Genomic DNA, 21,130 nt, shown 5'->3' with positions numbered 1-21,130 from the left:
TCGCGGCCATCCCTCTCGTGCCGCCGAGGGTGCACGAGACGATGGAAGAAAGGGGTGCATCCCCATGCGAGCACAACGCGCGAGGCGTCTCCTCGCGGTGTCCGCGACCGGCGTTCTGATGGCCGGCGGCGCCGCGATCGGCACGGCAGGCACGGCCCATGCCGCAGCCCCCGCCGCGCACACCCATGTGGTCACCGACATGTGCGGCAACTGGGGCAACAACTGCTTCGGCCGCGACGGCTTCCGCTTCAACCACGGGTTCCGTTTCGACAACCGCTTCGACAACCGGTTCGACAACCGCTTCCGCTTCGACCACCGCTTCGACAACCGCTTCGACAACCGCTTCGACAACCCCTTCTTCTTCGACCACGGCTTCAACCGCAGCGGCTTCGTGATCATCGTGGGCTGAAGCCGAACGGTTCGCTCGCAGTCCCCTCTGGTCGGGGGAGTGCGGCGGGCGGGCGCCACGGGACGCGCGGCCGATCATGTGCACCCTTCCGTACGTGGTGGGCGGGAGGGTGCCGGTCGTGGTGCGTCCGGTCCCCCGGCCGGCCCCGGTGCAGGCCGGCCGGACCGCTCCCGGTGCGCCGCGGTCGGCACCTGCGGCTTTGGTCCCGATGCGCGCCACGTGGTCCCATGGCCCTCATGAGCACCCTTACCGTGACCACCTGGTCCATGGAGCAGACGTCTCCCGCCGACCTGATCCCGGCGGCCGCACCGGAGGGGGACGTGCTGATCGTCCGGGCCGAGGTGCCCTCGCCGGAGTTCAGCCGCTTCCTCTATACGGCGGTCGGTGGCGACATCGGCTGGACGGACCGGCTCGGCATGACGTACGCGCAGTGGGCCGAGGCCCTGCGCAGGCCGGGCACGGAGACCTGGGTCGCGTACGAGAAGGGGACGCCCGCCGGGTACGTCGAGCTGGAGGCGCAGGAGGAGGGCGTCGTCGAGATCGTCTACTTCGGACTGATCCCGGCCTTCCGGGGCCGCCGCATCGGTGGTCACCTGCTGGCGTACGGGGCGGCCCGGGCGTGGGACCTGGCGGACCGCTGGCCGGGGCGCGCGCCGACGAAGCGGGTGTGGCTGCACACCTGCAGCAAGGACGGCGAGCACGCGATGGCCAACTACGAGCGGCGGGGCTTCAAGCTCTTCGACACCGCGGTGGAGCAGGAGCCCGAGGTGGCCACGCCGGGTCCGTGGCCGGGAGCGCTGGCCGGCTGAGCCCGCCCGGGCTTCCGGGCCCTGTGACCGACGACACCCCTGTCCCGACATCCGGGACAGGGGTGTCCATATTTTGGATAACGGTGGACTCGTTCTAGATCCCCGTGACACGCTTCCGTCATGTCTCGAGCTGGAATTGCCTTGGTGAGTCGGCGGCACGTCGACCTCGGCCGCATGTCCAGCGCCATCTGTCGCGCGAGCTGACACCCTCCAGCACCGCCGCGATCGATCGACTTTTCCCCGACCTGCGCAGCGCCGCGCCCTGAGCCGCGCCTGTGCGCATTCGTGCAGGTCAGAGCCGCTTTCCTGCCTGTCCCGAAGGACGTACCAACCATGGCCGCCACCCCGCAGAACCCTTCCGCCGCCACATCCCGCCGCAAGGCGACCCGGCACCGTGGCGAGGGGCAGTGGGCCAGGGGTCACTACACGCCCCTGAACGGCAATGAGCAGTTCAAGAAGGACGACGACGGTCTCAATGTGCGGACACGCATTGAGACGATCTACTCGAAGAACGGGTTCGACTCGATCGACCCCAACGACCTCCGGGGACGTATGCGCTGGTGGGGGCTGTACACCCAGCGCAAGCCCGGCATCGACGGCGGCAAGACCGCGATCCTGGAGCCGGAGGAGCTCGACGACGAGTACTTCATGCTCCGCGTCCGTATCGACGGCGGCCGTCTCACCACCGAGCAGCTGCGCGTCGTGGGCGAGATCTCGCAGGAGTTCGCGCGGGGCACCGCCGACATCACCGACCGGCAGAACATCCAGTACCACTGGATCCGGATCGAGGACGTCCCCGAGATCTGGAACCGGCTCGAGGCCGTGGGCCTGTCCACGACCGAGGCGTGCGGTGACACACCGCGCGTCATCCTCGGCTCGCCGGTCGCCGGGATCGCCGAGGACGAGATCATCGACGGCACGCCCGCGATCGAGGAGATCCACCGCCGGATCGTCGGCAACCCGGCCTTCTCGAACCTGCCGCGCAAGTTCAAGTCCGCCGTCTCGGGCTCTCCGCTGCTCGACGTGGCGCACGAGATCAACGACGTGGCCTTCGTGGGCGTCGAGCACCCCGAGCACGGCCCCGGCTTCGACGTCTGGGTGGGCGGCGGCCTGTCCACCAACCCGAAGATCGGCCAGCGCCTCGGCGCCTGGGTGCCGCTCGACGAGGTGCCGGACGTCTTCGAAGGCGTGGTCTCGATCTTCCGCGACTACGGCTACCGCCGCCTGCGCAACCGCGCCCGCCTGAAGTTCCTGGTCGCCGACTGGGGCATCGAGCGGTTCCGCGAGGTCCTGGAGGACGAGTACCTGAAGCGGAAGCTGACCGACGGCCCGGCGCCGGCCCAGCCCGTGCAGCGCTGGCGCGACCACGTCGGTGTGCACCGGCAGCAGGACGGCCGCTACTACGTCGGCTTCGCCCCGCGCGTCGGCCGCGTCGACGGCACACTCCTCACGAAGATCGCGGAGCTGGCCGAGGCGCACGGCTCCGGCCGGGTGCGCACCACCGTCGAGCAGAAGATGATCGTGCTCGACGTCGAGCAGGAGCAGGTCGACTCGCTCGTGTCGGGCCTGGAGTCGCTGGACCTCACCGTGCAGCCGTCGCCGTTCCGGCGCGGCACCATGGCCTGCACGGGCATCGAGTTCTGCAAGCTCGCCATCGTGGAGACCAAGGCGCGCGGCGCCTCGCTGATCGACGAACTCGAGCGTCGCCTGCCCGAGTTCGACGAGCCGATCACCATCAACCTCAACGGCTGCCCGAACGCCTGCGCCCGTATCCAGGTCGCGGACATCGGTCTCAAGGGCCAGCTCGTGCTGGACGACGACGGCAACCAGGTCGAGGGCTACCAGGTGCACCTGGGCGGCGCGCTCGGTCTGGAGGCCGGGTTCGGCCGCAAGGTACGCGGACTGAAGGTGACCGCCGCGGAGCTGCCGGACTACGTCGAGCGGGTCCTCACCCGCTTCCAGGCGGAGCGCGAGGACGGCGAGCGCTTCGCCACCTGGGCGGCACGCGCCTCCGAGGAGGCGCTGTCGTGAGCACCGCGAGCGAACGGGAGGACGTGGCATGAGTGAGCGTGCGGCGCCCTTCTACTGCCCGTACTGCGGCGACGAGGACCTGCGGCCCAGCGAGCAGGGCCATGGGGCCTGGGAGTGCGCGGCCTGCAACAGGGCCTTCCAGCTGAAGTTCCTCGGACTGCTGACCCAGGGACTGCGGCGCGGCGACGACGGTGGAGGGGAACGAACATGACGACCGCTCGGCAGGAGCGTACGGCGGACGAGCTCAGGACACTGGCGGAGCAGGCCGGACGCGATCTCGAGAACGCCTCCGCCCTGGACATCCTCACGTGGGCGGCCGACACCTTCGGTCCCCGTTTCTGCGTGACCTCCTCGATGGAGGACGCGGTGGTCGCCCACCTCGCCTCGCGCGTCATGCCGGGCGTGGACGTGGTGTTCCTGGACACCGGCTACCACTTCCCGGAGACCATCGGCACCCGCGACGCGGTCGACGCCGTGATGGACGTCAACGTCATCACGCTGACGCCGCGCCAGAGCGTGGCCGAGCAGGACGCCGAGTACGGCCCGAAGCTGCACGACCGCAACCCCGACCTGTGCTGCGCACTGCGCAAGGTCAAGCCCCTCGAGGAAGGCCTGGCCGGGTACGCGGCCTGGGCGACCGGGCTGCGCCGCGACGAGTCCCCGACCCGCGCGAACACGCCGGTCGTCGGCTGGGACGAGAAGCGGCAGAAGGTGAAGGTCTCGCCGATCGCCCGCTGGAGCCAGGACGACGTCGACGACTACATCGCCGAGCACGGGGTGCTCACCAATCCGCTGCTCATGGACGGCTATCCCTCGATCGGCTGCGCGCCCTGCACCCGCCGGGTGCTGGAGGGCGAGGACGCCCGCGCCGGCCGCTGGGCGGGCCGCGGCAAGACCGAGTGCGGGCTGCACGGCTGACCATGACCGCGATACAGGATTCTCAGGAGAGTCAAGTGACGGGAGCCACCATCTGGCTCACGGGTCTGCCGAGCGCCGGCAAGACCACCATCGCGTACGAGCTGGCGGGCCGGCTGCGCGAGGAGGGCCATCGCGTCGAGGTGCTCGACGGCGACGAGATCCGCGAGTTCCTCTCGGCGGGCCTCGGCTTCGGCCGCGAGGACCGGCACACCAACGTGCAGCGCATCGGCTTCGTCGCCGAGCTGCTGGCGTCGAACGGCGTGAAGGTCCTGGTGCCGGTCATCGCCCCGTACGCGGACAGCCGCGAGGCGGTACGAAAGCGCCATCAGGCCGAGGGCACACCGTACGTGGAGGTACACGTGGCCACGCCGGTGGAGGTGTGCTCCGTACGTGATGTGAAGGGCCTGTACGCCAAGCAGGCCGCGGGCGAGATCTCCGGTCTGACCGGGGTCGACGATCCGTACGAGGAGCCCGAGACGCCGGATCTGCGGATCGAGTCGCAGAACCAGACCGTGCCGGAGTCCGCCGCGGCGCTGTTCGCGCTGCTCACCGAAAGGGGTCTCGCATGACGACCGTCGCCCATGTCGCAGAGGGGACGTCCAGCCCCTACACGCTGACGCACCTGGACGCGCTGGAGTCCGAGGCGGTGCACATCTTCCGCGAGGTGGCGGGCGAGTTCGAGCGGCCGGTGATCCTGTTCTCCGGCGGCAAGGACTCCATCGTCATGCTGCACCTGGCGCTGAAGGCCTTCGCCCCCGCGGCCGTCCCCTTCTCGCTGCTGCACGTGGACACCGGGCACAACTTCCCCGAGGTCATCGAGTACCGCGACCGTGTGGTGGCCGAGCACGGACTGCGCCTGCACGTGGCATCGGTGCAGGACTACATCGACCGCGGTGTCCTCAAGGAGCGCCCGGACGGCACCCGCAACCCGCTGCAGACCGTGCCGCTGACGGAGAAGATCCAGTCGGAGCGGTTCGACGCCGTCTTCGGCGGCGGGCGGCGCGACGAGGAGAAGGCCCGCGCCAAGGAGCGGGTGTTCAGCCTGCGCGACGAGTTCTCGCAGTGGGACCCGCGCCGCCAGCGGCCCGAGCTGTGGCAGCTCTACAACGGCCGCCACGCCCCCGGTGAGCACGTGCGGGTCTTCCCGCTGTCCAACTGGACCGAGCTGGACGTCTGGCAGTACATCGCCCGTGAGGGCATCGAACTGCCCGGGATCTACTTCGCGCACGAGCGCCCGGTCTTCAAGCGCAGCGGCATGTGGCTGACGGCCGGCGAATGGGGCGGCCCGAAGGACGGCGAGACGGTCGAGAAGCGGCTCATCCGCTACCGCACCGTCGGCGACATGTCCTGCACCGGTGCCGTCGACTCGGACGCCACCACGCTGGACGCCGTGATCGCCGAGATCGCCGCCTCCCGGCTCACCGAGCGGGGCGCGACCCGCGCCGACGACAAGCTGTCCGAGGCCGCGATGGAAGACCGCAAGCGCGAGGGGTACTTCTAACCATGAGCACGACCACGACCGAGGAACTCTCGGCCACCACGCTGCTGCGGTTCGCCACCGCCGGCTCCGTCGACGACGGCAAGTCGACCCTGGTCGGACGGCTGCTGCACGACTCCAAGTCGGTCCTCGCGGACCAGCTGGAGGCCGTCGAGCACGCCTCCCGCAACCGCGGCCAGGACACCCCCGACCTGGCCCTGCTCACCGACGGCCTGCGCGCCGAGCGCGAGCAGGGCATCACGATCGACGTGGCGTACCGTTACTTCGCCACTCCGCGGCGCCGGTTCATCCTCGCCGACACACCCGGCCATGTGCAGTACACGCGGAACATGGTCACCGGCGCGTCCACCGCCGAACTGACCGTGATCCTCGTCGACGCCCGCAACGGCGTCGTCGAGCAGACCCGCCGCCACGCCGCCATCGCCGCGCTGCTGCGCGTGCCCCATGTCGTGCTCGCGGTGAACAAGATGGACCTCGTCGACTACGCCGAGCCGGTCTTCGCCAAGATCGCCGAGGAGTTCACGGCATACGCCACCGAGCTGGGCGTGCCCGAGGTCACCGCGATCCCGATCTCGGCGCTCGCCGGCGACAACGTCGTGGAGCCCTCCGCGACCATGGACTGGTACGGCGGCCCCACCGTTCTGGAGCACCTGGAGACCGTCGCCGTCAGCCACGACCTGGCGCACTGCCACGCCCGGCTGCCGGTGCAGTACGTGATCCGGCCGCAGACCGCCGAACTCCCCGACTACCGGGGCTACGCGGGCCAGATCGCGGCCGGCACCTTCCGGGTCGGCGAGGAGGTCACCGTCCTGCCGTCGGGGCGCACCTCGAAGATCGCCGGCATCGACGTGCTCGGCGAGTCCGTCGACGCCGCCTGGACGCCGCAGTCCGTCACCCTCCTGCTGGAGGACGACATCGACATCTCCCGGGGCGATCTGATCGTCCCGAGCGGTGACGCGCCGGCGACCACGCAGGACGTCGAGGCGACGGTCTGCCACGTCGCGGACCAGCCGCTCACCGTCGGCCACCGCGTGCTGCTCAAGCACGGCACCCGCACGGTCAAGGCGATCGTCAAGGACATCCCCTCGCGGCTGACCCTCGACGACCTGTCCCTGCACCCGCACCCGGGGCAGCTCGTCGCCAACGACATCGGCCGCGTCAAGATCCGCACCGCCGAACCGCTGCCGGCCGACTCCTACGCAGACTCGCGCCGCACCGGCTCGTTCATCCTCATCGACCCGTCCGACGGGACCACGCTCACCGCAGGCATGGTCGGCGAGTCGTTCGCCGCGCCGGAGCCGGTCAAGTCCGAGTCCGACGACGACGGGTGGGACTTCTAGCCATGACCACCAAGGACGTCTACTCGACCTTCGCCAAGGAGGGCGGCCGCGTGGGCAGCGGCGCCCTCGGCAGCGGTCAGGGCGGAGTCGCGCGATGTGCGCGATGACGTACGCGCACTGCATGCGCGCCCTGACCCCCCACGCCGTTCGAAGGAAACGAAGACATTCCGTCCCCCGGCCACGCCCCTGAGAGCGTGACCGCCGGGCCACCGAGAGGACACCCTCCCGTGCCTGCCAGTTCCCGCGCGTCCCTGCGCCGCGGCCTCGTCGCCGCCACCACCCTGCCGCTGCTCGCGCTCGCCGCCACCGCCTGCGGCTACGGCTCCACCGCGGACGCCGAGAAGAACGACAACGCCCAGGTCGCCGCCGGGGCCAAGAAGATCGACGGCCTCGGCTCCGTCAAGATCGGCTACTTCGGCAACCTCACCCACGCCACCGCCCTCGTCGGCCGCCAGCAGGGTCTGTTCCAGAAGGAGCTGGGTGCCACCAAGGCGCAGTACACGACCTTCAACGCCGGGCCCTCCGAGATCGAGGCGCTCAACTCCGGCTCCATCGACATCGGCTGGATCGGCCCCTCGCCGTCCATCAACGGCTACACCAAGTCCCAGGGCAAGAGCCTGCGCATCATCGGCGGCTCCGCGTCCGGCGGGGTGAAGCTGGTGGTCAACCCGAAGAAGATCAAGAGCCTGAACGACATCAAGGGCAAGAAGATCGCCACCCCGCAGCTCGGCAACACCCAGGACGTGGCCTTCCTCAACTGGATCGCCGAGAAGGGCTGGAAGGTCGACGCGCAGAGCGGCAAGGGCGACGTCTCCGTCGTCCGCACGGACAACAAGATCACCCCGGACGCCTACAAGTCCGGTTCCCTCGACGGCGCCTGGGTGCCCGAGCCGACCGCGTCCAAGCTGGTCGCCGAGGGCGGCAAGGTGCTGCTCGACGAGTCCTCGCTGTGGCCCGACAAGAAGTTCGTGATCACGAACATCATCGTGTCGCAGAAGTTCCTCGAGGAGCACCCGAAGGTCGTCGAGGCCGTGCTGCGCGGCTCGGTCAGGACCAACGCGTGGATCAAGTCCAACCCGGACAAGGCGAAGGCCGCGGCGAACGCCCAGCTGAAGGCCGACTCGGGCAAGGAGCTCCCGGCGGACGTCCTCGACCCGGCCTGGAAGTCCATCCAGACCACCGACGACCCGCTGGCCGGAACCCTCGGCACCGAGGCCGCGCACGCGGTCAAGGCGGGCCTGCTGGACAAGCCCGACCTGAAGGGCATCTACGACCTCAGGCTGCTGAACAAGGTCCTCAAGGACGAGGGCCGGCCGACGGTCGCCGACGCCGGTCTCGGCGTCAAGTAGAGCCCGGAAACCGACAGTTCCCAGGAGGTGACGACCATGGCCACCACCCTCGCCAAGGCCGCTGACGGCGTCGCAGCGGCCGGCCAGGCCGCGCGGATCGAGCACGTCTCGAAGTCCTTCGCCGGGCCCGCCGGGCAGCAGCTCGTCCTCGACGACATCACCCTCGATGTCGCACCGGGCGAGTTCGTCACCCTCCTGGGGGCTTCCGGTTGCGGCAAGTCGACCCTGCTCAACCTGGTCGCCGGGCTGGACGCCCCGACCGCGGGCAGTATCACGACCAACGGCCGCCCGGCCCTGATGTTCCAGGAGCACGCCCTGTTCCCGTGGCTGACCGCGGGCAAGAACATCGAACTCGCCCTCAGGCTCAGGGGCGTACCGAAGTCCGAGCGCCGTGCGCAGGCCGAGGAGCTGCTGGAGCTCGTACGTCTGAAGGGCGCGCACGGCAAGCGGGTGCACGAGCTCTCCGGCGGAATGCGGCAGCGGGTCGCGCTGGCCCGCGCGCTCGCGCAGGACAGCGGGCTGCTCCTCATGGACGAGCCGTTCGCGGCGCTCGACGCGATCACGCGGGACGTCCTGCACGACGAGCTGACCCGTATCTGGCGCGAGACGAAGCTGTCGGTCCTGTTCGTCACGCACAACGTGCGCGAGGCGGTGCGGCTCGCACAGCGCGTCGTCCTGCTGTCGTCCCGGCCCGGCCGGGTGGCACGCGAGTGGACGGTCGACATACCGCAGCCGCGGCGCATCGAGGACGCCGCCGTGGCGGAGCTGTCGCTGGAGATCACCGAACAACTGCGTGGGGAGATCCGCCGCCATGGCCAGCACTGACACGACGACGGACCGCACACCCGAGGGCAAGGCCGACACCGACGCCCACGACCTGGCCGGTCTGGAAGCGGGCCTGGACGCGCTGGAGGCCGTTCAGACCAGCCGTACGCCGCTGCGCGAGACCTTCGTACGGAAGATCCTGCCGCCGCTCGTCGCCGTCGCGCTGGTGCTGGTGGTGTGGCAGGGGCTGCTCTCCTTCCGCGTCGTCACCGACCCGAGCAAGCTCCCCTCGCCGTCCGCGGTGTGGGGCGAGGTGACCGACGCCTGGCTGCAGGGCACCCTGCTCGACTACATCTGGACCAGCGTCTCGAGGGGCCTGCTCGGCTTCCTGCTGGCCCTCGCGATCGGCACGCCGCTCGGTCTGCTGGTGGCGCGCGTCAGGTTCGTGCGCGCGGCCATCGGGCCGATCCTGTCCGGCCTGCAGTCCCTGCCCTCCGTGGCGTGGGTGCCCCCGGCCGTGATCTGGCTCGGCCTCAACGACTCGATGATGTACGCCGTGGTCCTGCTCGGCGCCGTCCCGTCGATCGCCAACGGCCTGGTGTCGGGTGTCGACCAGGTGCCGCCGCTCTTCCTGCGGGCGGGCCGCACGCTCGGCGCCACCGGGCTGCGCGGCACGTGGCACATCGTCATGCCGGCGGCCCTGCCCGGCTATGTGGCCGGCCTGAAGCAGGGCTGGGCGTTCTCCTGGCGGTCGCTGATGGCCGCGGAGATCATCGCGTCGTCGCCCGACCTGGGCGTGGGGCTCGGGCAGCTGCTGGAGAACGGCCGCAACACCAGCTCCATGTCGCTGGTCTTCCTCTCCATCTTCCTCATCCTGACCGTCGGCATCGCCATCGACCTGCTGATCTTCAGCCCGCTGGAGCGGTGGGTGCTGCGCAGCCGCGGACTCCTCGTGAGGAGCTGAGTCGCCATGCACCGCCCGGTCCTCCTGGTCATCGCCCACGGCAGCCGCGACCCGCGCCATGCCGCGACCGTGCACGCCCTCGTGGAGCGGGTGCGGTCGCAGCGGCCCGGGGTGCGCGTGGAGACGGGGTTCCTGGACTTCAACGTCCCCTCCGTGCGGGGTGTGCTGGAGTCGCTCGCCGCGGAAGGGGTGCGCGACGTCGTCGCCCTTCCGCTGCTGCTGACCCGTGCCTTCCACGCCAAGGCGGACATTCCGGCGGTGCTCCGGGCGGCGCCGGCCCGGCTGCGGATCCGGCAGGCCGATGTGCTCGGCCCGTCGCCGCTGCTGACGGCCGCGCTGGAGCGACGGCTGTACGAGGCGGGGCTCGACCCCGCCGACAAGGCCTCGACCGGGGTCGTGCTGGCCTCGGCGGGCTCATCGGACCCGGAGGCGATCGCAGTGATCGCTGAAATCGCGCGGGAGTGGCGGCGTACCGGTTGGTGCGCCGTGCGGCCTGCGTTCGCCTCCGCATCCCTTCCCCGCACGGAGGACGCGGTGCGCGCCCTCCGTGCGGAGGGGGTCGACCGGGTCGCGGTCGCCCCCTATGTCCTCGCGCCCGGTTTCCTCCCGGACCGCATCGCCCGCGGCGCCGCGGAGGCCGACGTGCTCGCCGACGTGCTGGGGGCGGCGCCGGAGGTGGCGCGGGTGCTGCTGGAGCGGTACGACGGGGCGGTGGCGGCCGAGAGGCCGATGGCCGTCCCGGCGTAGGCCTCGGGCCGGCCCGGGGAACGGTGTCCCTGGTCGGGGTCTCCCCTCTGTGCACCCCGGCCCGGGCTTCCACGCCTACGCGCGGTGGGTGCACCTGCGGCGCCGGCGGTTGACCGAGGGTGGTTGGGTGCGCCGTTTGTCCGTCGTGGGTCGGGTGCGCGCCGCTTGTCCGTCGTGGGTGGGGTCGCGCCGCTTATCCGTCGTGGGTCGGGGTCGCGTCCGGCCTGCGGTGCTTGGGCGGTGCGCCTCGCCTCGTGGTGGGTCGGGTGCGCGCCGGGACCTCCGTCCTCGGACCGGCGCGCCTCCGTCACACGTTCAGCCACTCGGCACTTGCGCGCCGGCCACTGCGGGCGGAGGTCCCGCCACGCCCCCTCCGGCCGGTTCGGCGGCTTTCCTGCCGTGGCGGGTGCGGTGATGAGGGGCCCGCTCCTCGCTGTGGGCAGTCGTTCCGCTGGGCGGAACGGGTGGGCACAGCCCCCGGTGCCGGGTGCCGCTGAAGGAGGCCGGATGTGGTGCCGGGTAGGCGGGGCGCCCCCGGCGCCGGGAGGCCGGCGTGCGACGTGCGGTGTGGTGCCGGGCGGGCCAGGGTCCTGGGTGGCCCCGGCTGGGGCCCGGGGCCAGGGGTGCTCCCCGGGTGGGGTCAGGTGAGGCGGAGGGTGCCCGTTCGGGTTCGCTTGAGTTCGAAGAAGTCCTCGTGCGTGGCCAGGACACGGAAGCTGTCGAAGAGACGGGCCGCCTCCTCCCCGCGCGGGATCCCCCGCAGCACCGGCCCGAACCACACGGTGCCGTCGACATGGATCGTGGGCGTACCGACGTAACCGCCGGTGCCGGACTCCGTGCCGGCCTCGTGGCGGCGAGCCACCTCCGCGTCGTACGAAGCGTCCCGCGCCGCGTCCGCCAGCTCCGAGGGAAGACCCAGCTCGGCGAGCGCCTCGGTCACCACCGCGTCGAAGTCCTCGTTCTTCTGTCCGTGGATACGCGTGCCGAGCGCGGTGTAGAGGTCGCGCAGCACCTCCTCGCCGTGCCGCCGCGCCGCGGCGACCGCGACCCGGACCGGTCCGACGGAGTTGTCCACGAACTCCCGGTACCACTCGGGCAGTTCCTTGCCGAGGTTGTGCAGGTACAGGCTCATCACGTGGAAGCGCAGGTCGATCGGGCGTTCGCGCTCGACCTCCAGCATCCAGCGGGAGGCGATCCAGGCGAAGGGGCAGGCGGGGTCGAAGTAGAAGTCGACGCGGGTATCGGTGGTCATGACATGGACGCTATCGGCGCGGTGGCGCACCGCACTGGGCCACTTCGGACCACTCCGCACGGGCCATTGTGCTCACCGCCTACCGGGGCGGCGCGTCGGCGCCGAAGCGGGTTCCCTGGTGGAAGTAGAGCCGCCAGCCCCGCTCGGTGAGCCGCCACAGGGAGCTGCGATGGGCCCGGCGGCCCGCGACGTCCGTGTCGTACGTCAGGTGGACCACGTCCGGGGCGAGCTCGACGCCCCGGACGTGGGACATCGCACCGGGGCCGACGGCGGAGTCGGCCTCCGCCGCGAGCGACTCGATCATCGCGTCGCGGTCCCAGCGCCGCCCGGAGGCTCCGAACTCGGTGAACTCGGGGTGCAGCAGCTCGTCGACGAGCCGCGGGGAGCGGCGTATGCCGGGGTCGAGGAGGCGGAGTTCCGCCTGGATCGCGGCCTCGACGGCCGGCGTGCGCTCAGTCACGGGTGAGCTCCACCAGCTTGGTGACCGTGTTCCAGTTGCGGGTGGTCGCGACGAGGCCCCGGTACAGGCGGGGGCGGCCGAGTGCCTCGGCGAGCTTGGAGCGGCCGAGGCCGTCCGGGACGTACAGATAGAGCTCGCGCTCGCCGATGCGGAACTCCTCCGGCAGGAAGGCCCCCACGTCGACGGACTCGAACCTCTCGGGTCCCACGGGCTCCGAGAGGTAGGTGACGTGCAGCTGCTTGGCCTCCAGCTCGGCGGCCGGGAAGGGGCAGCGGTCGACGACGCCGGCGAGATAGGCGTGGTCGCGGACGAGCACGTCGACGGTGAAGCCGAAGTTCTTCTCGATCGCGGCCGTGAGTCCGGCGGCCAGCCGGTCCGCGTCGTCCTCGCCGCTGCGGAACACGGCGTTGCCGCTCTGAAGGTACGTCGCGACGTCGTCGTGTCCGAGCTCGCCGAGGATCCTGCGGAGCTCGGCCATCGGGAGCTTCTTGGCGCCACCCACGTTGATGCCGCGCAGCAGCGCCGCGTATGTCGTCGTCATGGGCACACCATAGGGCGGCCGCCGTGCCCCGTGGGGGTGGGCACGGCGGCCGCCGGTTCATGGGAAAGGTACGCCGGGGCCTCCCCCGGCGCACCGTCCGTTGCTACTCGACGATCTTGAGCAGCTTGTTCGGGGTGCCCGCACCGGGGTTGGAGATCTTGTCCGGGGTCGCACCGTCCGTCAGGGCCTTGGCGACCTCCTCGGGCTTGGCGTCCTTGTGGCCCGAGAGGTAGACGGCGGCGGCACCGGTGACGTGCGGGGTCGCCATCGAGGTACCGGAGATGGTGTTGGTGGCGTCGTCGCCGGTGTTCCAGTCGGAGGTGATGTCCGAGCCGGGGGCGTAGATGTCCACGGCCGAACCGAAGTTGGAGAAGTCCGACTGCTTGTCGTCCTTGGTGGAGGAGGCGACGGTGATCGCTTCCTTGACCCGGGCCGGCGAGCCCTGGCCCGCGTCGGCCGACTCGTTGCCCGCGGCGACCGCGAAGGTGACACCGGAGGCGATGGCCTTGCTGACCGCGTCGTCGAGGGCCTGGTCGGCGCCACCGCCGAGGCTCATGTTGGCGACGGACGGGCCCTGGTGGTTCTTGGTGACCCAGTCGATGCCCGCGACGACCTGCTCGGTGGTGCCGGAGCCCTGGTTGTCGAGCACACGCACGGCCACGATCTTCGCCTTCTTGGCGACGCCGTGCGCCTCACCGGCGATGGTGCCGGCCACGTGGGTGCCGTGGCCGTTGCCGTCGTCGGCGTTGTTGTCGTTGTCGACGGCGTCGAAGCCGTAGGAGGCACGCCCGCCGAAGTCCTTGTGGCTGATGCGCACACCGGTGTCGATGACGTAGGCGGTGACGCCCTCGCCCGCGCTGTCCGGGTAGGTGTACTTGCCGTCGCCCTTGGTGTCGGCCTGGTCGATGCGGTCGAGGCCCCACGACGGCGGGTTGTCCTGCGTGGCGTCGATGTGGAACTTCTTGTTCTGCACGACCTTGGACACGGACGGGTCGGCGGCCAGGCGCTTGGCCTCGGTCTCGGAGAGGCCGGAGGCGGAGAAGCCGTTGACGGCGGAGCTGTAGTTCCGCTTCAGGGTGCCGCCGTACTCCTTGGCGAGGTCCTGCTTGGCGTCCGCGGACGCCTTCTTGTCGAGCATCACGATGAAGCTGCCCGAGACGGCGCCCTTTGCCTCGAGCCCGTACACCGTGCCCTCGGCCGGTGCACTGGCACCCGCGAAGGAGCCGGCGAAGACGGTCACGCCGATCGCGGTCGCAGCGGTGGCTATGCCCGCAGTGAGCTTGATCGTCTTTGCGCGCTTGTGAGTTGCCATGAAGAGGGATCTCCTCGTGGTGTTTTTGTGGGGGGAACCCCGAGGATCTCCGGAAGATCTCCGGGGGTTGACTCGAAACCCTGTCGGATTGACGGGAGCAGATCAAGGGCTACATGCACCTGTGACTTGTTCAACAAGGGTTCGTAATAACAAATCGGACGAAATTCCACAGCCGGGCATGCGACAACCCCCACGGGGTACCCGGAAACAGGGTGCAACCTCATGTGGATGTAAGGGGCTTCGTCCTTCTTCGGGAGGAGACGGCCCCGGTCCATCGGGGGGAGAACTCGGGGTCCCGGCTCACCGGGCAGCACGACGAGCGGTCCTCGTCCGGACCGTACGGTCGGCGTGGAGCGGGCGGCAGGGGGCCGCCCGCGGTCACGAGGGGGACGGCCCGTCATGGGGAACGGACGAACGCCGGTACGGGGCCTGGCCGCCCGCGCCGGAGGCTGGAGCGCACGGCACAGATGGGCGGCCGTCGGGATCTGGGTGCTGTTCGTCGTGCTGGCGATGGGCCTCGGCTCCGCGGCCGGACGCGTCGACGTCAAGGAGAGCGGACAGCTCAACGGCGAGACGAGCCGGGCGGCGCGGATCGTCGAGGACTCGGGCATCGAGCAGCCGGCCGACGAGAGCGTGCTGCTCCAGGCACGGCGCAGCGGCCTCCAGGCCGGCGATCCGGAGTTCCACAAGGCGGTGGACGCGGTCGTCACCGCCGTCCGGCGCACGGGCAGGACCACCCATGTGACGTCCCCGTACGACACGAGGACCGTGTCGCGGGACGGGCGCAGCGCACTGGTCCGGTTCGACATGCGCGGGGACGCCGCGACCGCCGCGGAGCGCGTCCAGCCCGTGCTCGACGCGGTCGCCGGGGTCGCGAAGGAGCATCCGGCGCTGCGGATCGAGGAGATCGGCGGCGCGAGCATGGGCAAGACGTTCAAGGACGCGTTCGGCGACGACTTCCAGCAGGCCGAGTACTCGGCGGTTCCGGTGGCGCTGGGCATTCTGCTGATCGCGTTCGGCGCACTGGTGGCGGCACTGCTGCCGGTGGCGCTCGCGGTCACCGCGATCATGGCGACGATGGGTCTGATGGGAATCGTCAGCCACCTCCAGCCGATGAGCGACAACGCCAACTCCGTGATGCTGCTGGTGGGTATGGCGGTCGGCGTCGACTACTGCCTGTTCTATCTGCGGCGCGAGCGCGAGGAGCGCGAGGCGGGCCGGGACCCGGAGACGGCGCTGCGGATCGCGGCGGCCACGAGCGGCCGGGCCGTGATCGTGTCGGGTGTGACGGTGTGCGTGGCGATGGCGGGCATGCTGTTCACCGGGCTCGCCGAGTTCGAGGCGATGGGCCTGGCGTCGCTGATGGTGGTCGCCGTCGCGATGGTCGGCTCGGTGACGGTGCTCCCGGCGCTGCTGTCGCTGCTCGGCGGGCGGGTCGAGAAGGGCCGTATCCCGTTCCTGCGCAGGAGCGGGAGCGGGAACCACGGCCGTGGCTCCGCGAACGGGAGCCGTGTGTGGGGAGCCGTGCTGCGCGTCGTGCTGGCCCGGCCCGTGGTCTCGCTGGTGGTCGCGGTGGGCGCGCTGGTCGCGATCGCCGCTCCGGCGCTCGGCATGAGGACGCAACAGCTCACACTGGACCAGGAGTTCGGTGACTCACTGCCGATCGTGGCGACGTACAAGCGCGTCAACGAGGCCTTCCCCGGTGGTTCGGAGCCCGCCCGGGTGGTCGTGAAGGCGGACGACATCAACGCGCCGAAGGTGCGGGCCGCCCTGGAGGACTTCCGGGCGCGGGCGGTCAGTTCGGGCGCGTCGCGCGGTCCGGTCGAGGTGACGGTGCACGCGGCGCAGAACGTCGCGTTCGTGTCGGTGCCGCTGGTCGGCGGGTCCGACCTGGACAGGGCCGGCCGGAGCCTGGACGTCATCCGTGACGAGGTGCGTCCGGCGACGCTCGGCAAGGTGGCGGGGGTCGAGGCCCCGGTGACCGGTCAGGTCGCGGGGTCGAAGGACTTCAACGACCAGCTCATCGGGTCGGTGGCGCCCGTGTTCGCGTTCGTGGTGGTGTTCGCCTTCCTGCTGATGCTGCTGTCGTTCCGTTCGCTGACGATCGCCGTGACGTCCATCGTGCTCAACCTGCTCTCGGTGGGCGCCGCGTACGGCATCCTGGTCGCGGTCTTCCAGCACGGCTGGGGTGCCTCGCTGGTCGGCGCGGAGGGCGTGGGCGCCATCGTGACCTGGCTGCCGCTGTTCCTGTTCGTGATCCTCTTCGGGCTCTCGATGGACTACCACGTGTTCGTGGTGTCCCGGATCCGCGAGGCGCGGCTGCGGGGGCGTACCACCGAGGACGCCATCACGCACGGCGTGGTGACGACGGCGGGTGTGGTGACGAGCGCCGCGGTCATCATGGTCGCGGTGTTCGCGATCTTCGGAACGCTGTCGATGCAGTCGATGAAGCAGATGGGCGTCGGCCTCGCGGCGGCGGTGCTGATCGACGCGACGGTCATCCGCGGGGTGCTGCTGCCGGCGGTCATGGCCCTGCTCGGCGAGCGCAACTGGTACCTGCCGAGGTGGCTGCACCGGCTGCCCGATCTGACGCACGACGAGGAGCCGGCACCGGCCGTGGCGCCGCGCGCTACGGCGGGCGAAGAGGTACGGGTCTGAGGCGTGCACCCGAGGCATGCGACAGGGACGGTGTGCGGCCGGGGCGGGCGCTCCGGCCGCACAACCACTGTCCGTGGCTCAGGCGGCGGGGGTGACGTCGAAGGAGTCGAGGGTCCGGCCGAAGTCGCGCGTCGACAGCAACAGCTTGTACACAATCGCGAGTTCGAAGAGGAGGAGCATGGCGCCGGCCGCGAGCGTCGCGGCGACCACCTGGTCGAGCAGCGGTCCGACGACGAAGACGGCCATCTGGAACTCGATGCCGCTCACCAGATGCGTACGGATGCGATGACGCAGGAGGAAGGAACGGGCCCGCAGGTACAGGGGGAAGCGGTGGCGGAACTCCTGGTGGAGGTCGATGACCCGGGCGGGCTGCACGGGGAGCGACGGGGGCGCGGCGTCCGGGCCTGACAAGGGGTACGCGGCGTCGGGGCCGGACGAGGAGTGACCGGCGTCCGGGCCGGAGAAGGGGTGCACGGTCTCCGGGCCGGCCGCCGACTCCGCGGCCGCGACGGCGCGGGCCGGGCCCGCCTCGGCCGGGGCGCCGGCCTCGGCCGCCCTGCGCAGGTCCTGTTCGACGTCCGCCTCGGGGTTGGCGCGCAGCAGGTCCTCCATGAAGGCGACACCCGCGGAGTCCTCGGCCCGGCGGGCCTCCCGCATGCGGGCCTTGATCTGCTTGCGCATGGTGTGACGCGTCTTGAAGATCTCCAACGAGTTGATGTAACGCAGGCCGTCGAGGGAGACGACGACAGCGGCGAGCCAGATGTAGCGGATGTCGCCGGTGCGCTCGTACTGACCCGCCATCAGCGCCACGCCACAGGCCATGACCCGGACACGGTCGAAGATGTAGTCGAGCCAGGCGCCGAACACGGAGCCCTGCCCGGTCAGTCGGGCCACCTTGCCGTCCATGCAGTCCAGGACGAAGCTCAGGTGGTAGACGAGCGCCCCCGCCACGAGCCAGTGCCACTCCCCCATGGCGAAGCAGGCGGCCGAGCCGAGGCCCAGCAGCAGCGCAGCCCAGGTGATCTGGTTCGGGGTGATGCGCGTCCACTTCGCCGTGACCCGCACGAGTGGCGTGGCGACCGGGTCGACGAGCAGCACGGTCCACCACGCGTCGCGCTTCTTCTGGGTGATGCGGCGGACCTCGTGCAGGGGCGGTATGTCTCGGGGCATGGGCGGGTCAACTTCCTGCGTCAACGGAGAGTTCACCTCACGCTAAGAAGCGGTTCTCACCATGTTCAAGAAGTCCCCTGCGCAACCTTTGACCGGGGGTAAGGGTCTTACGAAGCAACCGGGTCCATGCCCGTCGCCCGCCTCACGCGCCCCTTTCGTCCGGCGCACACCGGGCTCAGGAGTCGCGCTCCGGGAGTTCGGCCTCGATGAGGTCGGCGGCCCGCTGCGTGCCGCCCTCGGCCGCCATCTCCTTGCGGATTCCGGCGAACCGGCGCTCGACCTCCGGATTGTCGACGAGGGAAAGGACGGCCTCGCGCAGGGCGCTCGCGGTGGCCTCCTCCATCGGTACATGGCGCGCGACGCCGAGTCCCTGGAGCATGTCGGCGTTGCCGAACTGGTCGGCTGCCTGCGGTACGGCGACCATCGGCGTCCCGGTGGCGAGCCCTTCCTGGCAGCCGCCCGCGCCCGCGTGCGTGATGAACGCGTCGGCCTGCCTGAGGATCGCGAGTTGCGGCACCCAGGAGTGCACCTCGACGTTGGCGGGCAGGGTGCCGAGTTCGGCCGGGTCGACGAACGCGCCGATCTGGAGCACCATGTGCCAGCCCGGCAGATCCCCGAACGCCTGGACGCATGCGCGGTAGAAACCGGGCTGCTTGGTGAACGCCGAGCCCAGTGAGACGAGCAGTACCTTCTCGGCGTGCGCGGGCCGCTGCCAGTCGCCCTGGCTCGCCCGGTCGCCCTGACAGGCGCCGACGAAGGTGTTGCGGGTCTCGTCGACGCGGTCGGCGTTCGGCTGGAGCACCTTCGGGATGAGCACGAGACAACGGTCGGGGACGCCCATGAAGTCCTCGACGGTGATGTCCATGCCGTTGTCCGTGATCCAGCGCTCGAACGTCTCGTAGAAGACCTTGCCGCGCGGCGTCTGCTTCATCGGCTCGAACATCGGTTTGCCGACCTCCTCGTGATAGCCCTCCCAGGCGACGAGGTTCGGGGAGAGCTGCACGATCGGTACGTCCCAGCGGTGGGCCAGCACCCGGGCCGGATAGCCCGTGATGTCGTACAGGACGAGGTCCGGCTCGTCGCCCGCGTACAGCTCGGCGAGCTGCGGCAGGGCCTGCATCGCGTCGGTCAGGAACGGCTCGAGGTTGTCCACCAGTTCGGTGCCCCAGTCGTCGGGATCCCCGTCCATGGGCAGCGTCGAGTTCCAGATCCGGGGCTCGGCCCCGGTCTCCGCGACCTTTTCGGCGAAGGCCGGCGGGATGGCGTACGTGACCCGGTGCCCGCGTGCGACAAGCTCGCGGATCACCTCGATGCTCGGGTTCACATGGCCGTGGGCCGCGATCGAGAACATGGCGATGTGGGCGCGGTGCTGCGTGAAGTCCGTGGTCATGCCGTCACCCTAAACGAGACGATACGTCTCGTCCACTGAATTGATGTGCCCCCGTCCCCGTGCGGACACTCGCCGTGAGGGTGTCGCACGCACCTCGCCTCCCGCCCCACCTGGGCGAATGCGACACTGGCCGGCGGATGCCCACGGGGATCCGGGGTCGTACGACAGGTCGTGGGAGAAGCGGGAGGCGGCTGATGGACGAGGCGCGGGCGCGGGAGGTGCTGGCCGCCGCGGGTGTGCTGCCGGGCGGCGGGGCGGCGGACGCGGAGCTGCTGGCCCTGGGCGAGAACGCGGTGTTCGGCGCCGGCGACCTGGTGGTCAAGATCGGGCGGAGCCCCGAACTGCTGGAGCGGGCACGGCGGGAGCTGGCCATCGCCGAATGGCTCGCGGAAGCAGAAGTTCCGGCGGTTCGGGCGGCCGAGGCGAAGCCGCTGCTGGCGGACGGGCACCCGGTGACCGTGTGGCGACGGCTGGCCCCGCCGGTGCGCGCCGCGGGAGCCCGCGACCTGGCCGAGCTGCTGCGGATCGTGCACGCCCTGCCCGCGGCCCCCTTCACGCTGCCCCGGCGCGAACTGCTCGGTGGCGTCGAGCGCTGGCTCCGGCTCGCGGGCGACGCGATCGACCCGGCCGACGCAGCGTATCTGCGCGAGCGCCGCGACGGGTTCGCGGAGGCGGCAGCCGCGCTCGCACCGCACCTGCCGCCGGGGCCGATCCACGGCGACGCGCTGCCGCGCAACGTCCATGTGGGCCCGGACGGCCCGGTCCTGGTGGACCTGGAGACCTTCTCGTCGGACCTGCGCGAGCACGACCTCGTGGTGATGGCACTGTCCCGCGACCGGTACGGTCTCGCCCCCGAGGAGTACGACGCGTTCACCGCCGCCTACGGCTGGGACGTGCGCGCGTGGGACGGATGCGCGGTGCTGCGCGGCGCCCGGGAGACCGCGAGCTGCGCCTGGGTCGCCCAGCACGCTCCCAGCAATCCGAAGGCGCTCGCGGAGTTCCGCCGCCGGGTGGCCTCACTCCGCGACGGGGACACGGCGGTGCGGTGGTACCCCTTCTGACGGCCCGGGCGCACGGCCCGCGCCCGTCAGGGGTACGGACCGGCAGGTCGCCGTCCGTCAACGGCACATGCGGTGCCTCAGGCAGCGTCCGCTCGGGCATGGGCCCGGACTTCTTCGAGGTATCCGGCGATGGCGTCCCGGTTGCGGGCGAGGCATTCGATGCGCCGGTCCATGCGGTGAAGCTCGGCTTCCAGTGTCGCGATCATCTCGGGCTCGGCGTCGGAGAAGACGATGAGCCGGGGCTTGTCGAGGCAAGGCAGAATCTGCTTGATGATGCGGGTCGGCAACCCGGCGTCGAGCAGCCCGCGGATCTGCAGGACGCGGTCCACGAACCGTTCGTCGTAGCTGCGGTAGCCGTTCGCGCAGCGTTCCGACACGATGAGGCCCTGCTCCTCGTAATAGCGCAGGAGCCGGCGGGAGACGCCGGTCCGCTCGGAGAGCTCCCCGATGCGCATG

The 21,130-nt window shown here is 70.8% G+C and carries 22 protein-coding genes; 15 read left to right on the top strand and 7 right to left on the bottom strand.

Annotated features, from left to right (window positions below):
- Positions 1 to 64: 64 nt before the first annotated feature.
- The 13 genes from ACWCP6_RS22165 (at position 65) to ACWCP6_RS22105 (ending at position 10,830) form a co-directional block, all read left to right on the top strand.
- A complete protein-coding gene (locus ACWCP6_RS22165) occupies positions 65 to 409 on the top strand; it encodes a hypothetical protein (protein ID WP_450934212.1) in 345 nt (114 codons plus the stop codon).
- 236 nt (positions 410 to 645) lie between these two features.
- Positions 646 to 1,218, top strand: a complete 573-nt coding sequence (locus ACWCP6_RS22160; RefSeq protein ID WP_450934211.1) for a GNAT family N-acetyltransferase — start codon at positions 646 to 648, stop codon at positions 1,216 to 1,218.
- 120 nt (positions 1,219 to 1,338) lie between these two features.
- On the top strand, positions 1,339 to 1,422 hold the full coding sequence (locus ACWCP6_RS22155; RefSeq protein ID WP_443077216.1) for a putative leader peptide: 84 nt from the start codon (positions 1,339 to 1,341) through the stop codon (positions 1,420 to 1,422).
- A gap of 129 nt (positions 1,423 to 1,551) precedes the next feature.
- The gene (locus tag ACWCP6_RS22150; protein ID WP_450934210.1) at positions 1,552 to 3,249 is read left to right on the top strand and encodes a nitrite/sulfite reductase; all 1,698 of its coding nucleotides are present in this window, start codon (positions 1,552 to 1,554) and stop codon (positions 3,247 to 3,249) included.
- A gap of 28 nt (positions 3,250 to 3,277) precedes the next feature.
- Entirely contained in the window at positions 3,278 to 3,460 is a 183-nt protein-coding gene (locus tag ACWCP6_RS22145) for a hypothetical protein (protein WP_450934209.1), read from the top strand.
- The gene (locus tag ACWCP6_RS22140) at positions 3,457 to 4,167 is read left to right on the top strand and encodes a phosphoadenylyl-sulfate reductase (RefSeq protein ID WP_450934208.1); all 711 of its coding nucleotides are present in this window, start codon (positions 3,457 to 3,459) and stop codon (positions 4,165 to 4,167) included. The genes ACWCP6_RS22145 and ACWCP6_RS22140 overlap by 4 nt, the downstream gene beginning before the upstream one ends.
- 2 nt (positions 4,168 to 4,169) lie before the next feature.
- The gene (cysC, locus tag ACWCP6_RS22135) at positions 4,170 to 4,736 is read left to right on the top strand and encodes an adenylyl-sulfate kinase (protein WP_450934207.1); all 567 of its coding nucleotides are present in this window, start codon (positions 4,170 to 4,172) and stop codon (positions 4,734 to 4,736) included.
- Positions 4,733 to 5,668 (top strand): sulfate adenylyltransferase subunit CysD, encoded by a 936-nt coding sequence (gene cysD, locus ACWCP6_RS22130; protein ID WP_450934206.1) that lies wholly within the window; start codon positions 4,733 to 4,735, stop codon positions 5,666 to 5,668. Before cysC ends, cysD begins: the two co-directional genes overlap by 4 nt.
- A gap of 2 nt (positions 5,669 to 5,670) precedes the next feature.
- Positions 5,671 to 7,005: a sulfate adenylyltransferase subunit 1 gene (locus ACWCP6_RS22125; RefSeq protein ID WP_450934205.1), complete on the top strand. Its 1,335-nt coding sequence runs from the start codon at positions 5,671 to 5,673 to the stop codon at positions 7,003 to 7,005.
- A 227-nt stretch (positions 7,006 to 7,232) separates the two neighbouring features.
- Entirely contained in the window at positions 7,233 to 8,354 is a 1,122-nt protein-coding gene (locus tag ACWCP6_RS22120) for an aliphatic sulfonate ABC transporter substrate-binding protein (protein WP_450934204.1), read from the top strand.
- A gap of 36 nt (positions 8,355 to 8,390) precedes the next feature.
- A complete protein-coding gene (locus tag ACWCP6_RS22115; protein ID WP_450934203.1) occupies positions 8,391 to 9,179 on the top strand; it encodes an ABC transporter ATP-binding protein in 789 nt (262 codons plus the stop codon).
- Positions 9,166 to 10,083, top strand: a complete 918-nt coding sequence (locus ACWCP6_RS22110) for an ABC transporter permease (protein WP_450934202.1) — start codon at positions 9,166 to 9,168, stop codon at positions 10,081 to 10,083. The genes ACWCP6_RS22115 and ACWCP6_RS22110 overlap by 14 nt, the downstream gene beginning before the upstream one ends.
- A 6-nt stretch (positions 10,084 to 10,089) precedes the next feature.
- Entirely contained in the window at positions 10,090 to 10,830 is a 741-nt protein-coding gene (locus ACWCP6_RS22105) for a sirohydrochlorin chelatase (RefSeq protein WP_450934201.1), read from the top strand.
- A 640-nt stretch (positions 10,831 to 11,470) separates the two neighbouring features.
- Here ACWCP6_RS22105 and ACWCP6_RS22100 read toward each other — a convergent pair.
- The 4 genes from ACWCP6_RS22100 to ACWCP6_RS22085 form a co-directional block, all read right to left on the bottom strand.
- Positions 11,471 to 12,082, bottom strand: coding sequence for a mycothiol-dependent nitroreductase Rv2466c family protein (locus ACWCP6_RS22100; RefSeq protein WP_450934200.1), 612 nt, complete (start codon positions 12,080 to 12,082; stop codon positions 11,471 to 11,473).
- A 79-nt stretch (positions 12,083 to 12,161) separates the two neighbouring features.
- Positions 12,162 to 12,542, bottom strand: coding sequence for a nuclear transport factor 2 family protein (locus ACWCP6_RS22095; protein ID WP_450934199.1), 381 nt, complete (start codon positions 12,540 to 12,542; stop codon positions 12,162 to 12,164).
- Positions 12,535 to 13,083: a DUF1697 domain-containing protein gene (locus tag ACWCP6_RS22090; RefSeq protein ID WP_450934198.1), complete on the bottom strand. Its 549-nt coding sequence runs from the start codon at positions 13,081 to 13,083 to the stop codon at positions 12,535 to 12,537. Before ACWCP6_RS22090 ends, ACWCP6_RS22095 begins: the two co-directional genes overlap by 8 nt.
- Before the next feature lie 103 nt (positions 13,084 to 13,186).
- Positions 13,187 to 14,395, bottom strand: coding sequence for a S8 family peptidase (locus tag ACWCP6_RS22085; RefSeq protein WP_450934197.1), 1,209 nt, complete (start codon positions 14,393 to 14,395; stop codon positions 13,187 to 13,189).
- Between the two features lie 399 nt (positions 14,396 to 14,794).
- Between ACWCP6_RS22085 and ACWCP6_RS22080 the strand changes: the two genes are divergently transcribed.
- Positions 14,795 to 17,053 carry an MMPL family transporter gene (locus tag ACWCP6_RS22080; RefSeq protein WP_450934196.1) on the top strand — a complete coding sequence of 753 codons (2,259 nt, stop codon included), beginning with the start codon at positions 14,795 to 14,797 and terminating at the stop codon, positions 17,051 to 17,053.
- A 78-nt stretch (positions 17,054 to 17,131) separates the two neighbouring features.
- Here the strand turns inward: ACWCP6_RS22080 and ACWCP6_RS22075 are convergent, their stop codons facing one another.
- Together ACWCP6_RS22075 and mgt are read right to left on the bottom strand one after the other, a co-directional pair.
- Positions 17,132 to 18,223, bottom strand: a complete 1,092-nt coding sequence (locus ACWCP6_RS22075; RefSeq protein WP_450934195.1) for a CDP-alcohol phosphatidyltransferase family protein — start codon at positions 18,221 to 18,223, stop codon at positions 17,132 to 17,134.
- Positions 18,224 to 18,398: 175 nt separating this feature from the next.
- The gene (mgt, locus tag ACWCP6_RS22070; protein WP_450934194.1) at positions 18,399 to 19,613 is read right to left on the bottom strand and encodes a macrolide-inactivating glycosyltransferase; all 1,215 of its coding nucleotides are present in this window, start codon (positions 19,611 to 19,613) and stop codon (positions 18,399 to 18,401) included.
- Positions 19,614 to 19,807: 194 nt separating this feature from the next.
- Between mgt and ACWCP6_RS22065 the strand changes: the two genes are divergently transcribed.
- Positions 19,808 to 20,674: a phosphotransferase enzyme family protein gene (locus tag ACWCP6_RS22065; protein ID WP_450934193.1), complete on the top strand. Its 867-nt coding sequence runs from the start codon at positions 19,808 to 19,810 to the stop codon at positions 20,672 to 20,674.
- A gap of 77 nt (positions 20,675 to 20,751) precedes the next feature.
- Here the strand turns inward: ACWCP6_RS22065 and ACWCP6_RS22060 are convergent, their stop codons facing one another.
- Positions 20,752 to 21,129 (bottom strand): MerR family transcriptional regulator, encoded by a 378-nt coding sequence (locus tag ACWCP6_RS22060; protein ID WP_450934192.1) that lies wholly within the window; start codon positions 21,127 to 21,129, stop codon positions 20,752 to 20,754.
- Position 21,130: the final 1 nt, after the last annotated feature.

Source organism: Streptomyces sp. NPDC002004 (genome assembly GCF_053593975.1).
Note: the sequence above shows the minus strand (reverse complement) of the source record. Positions and strands in the feature narration are given on the sequence as shown.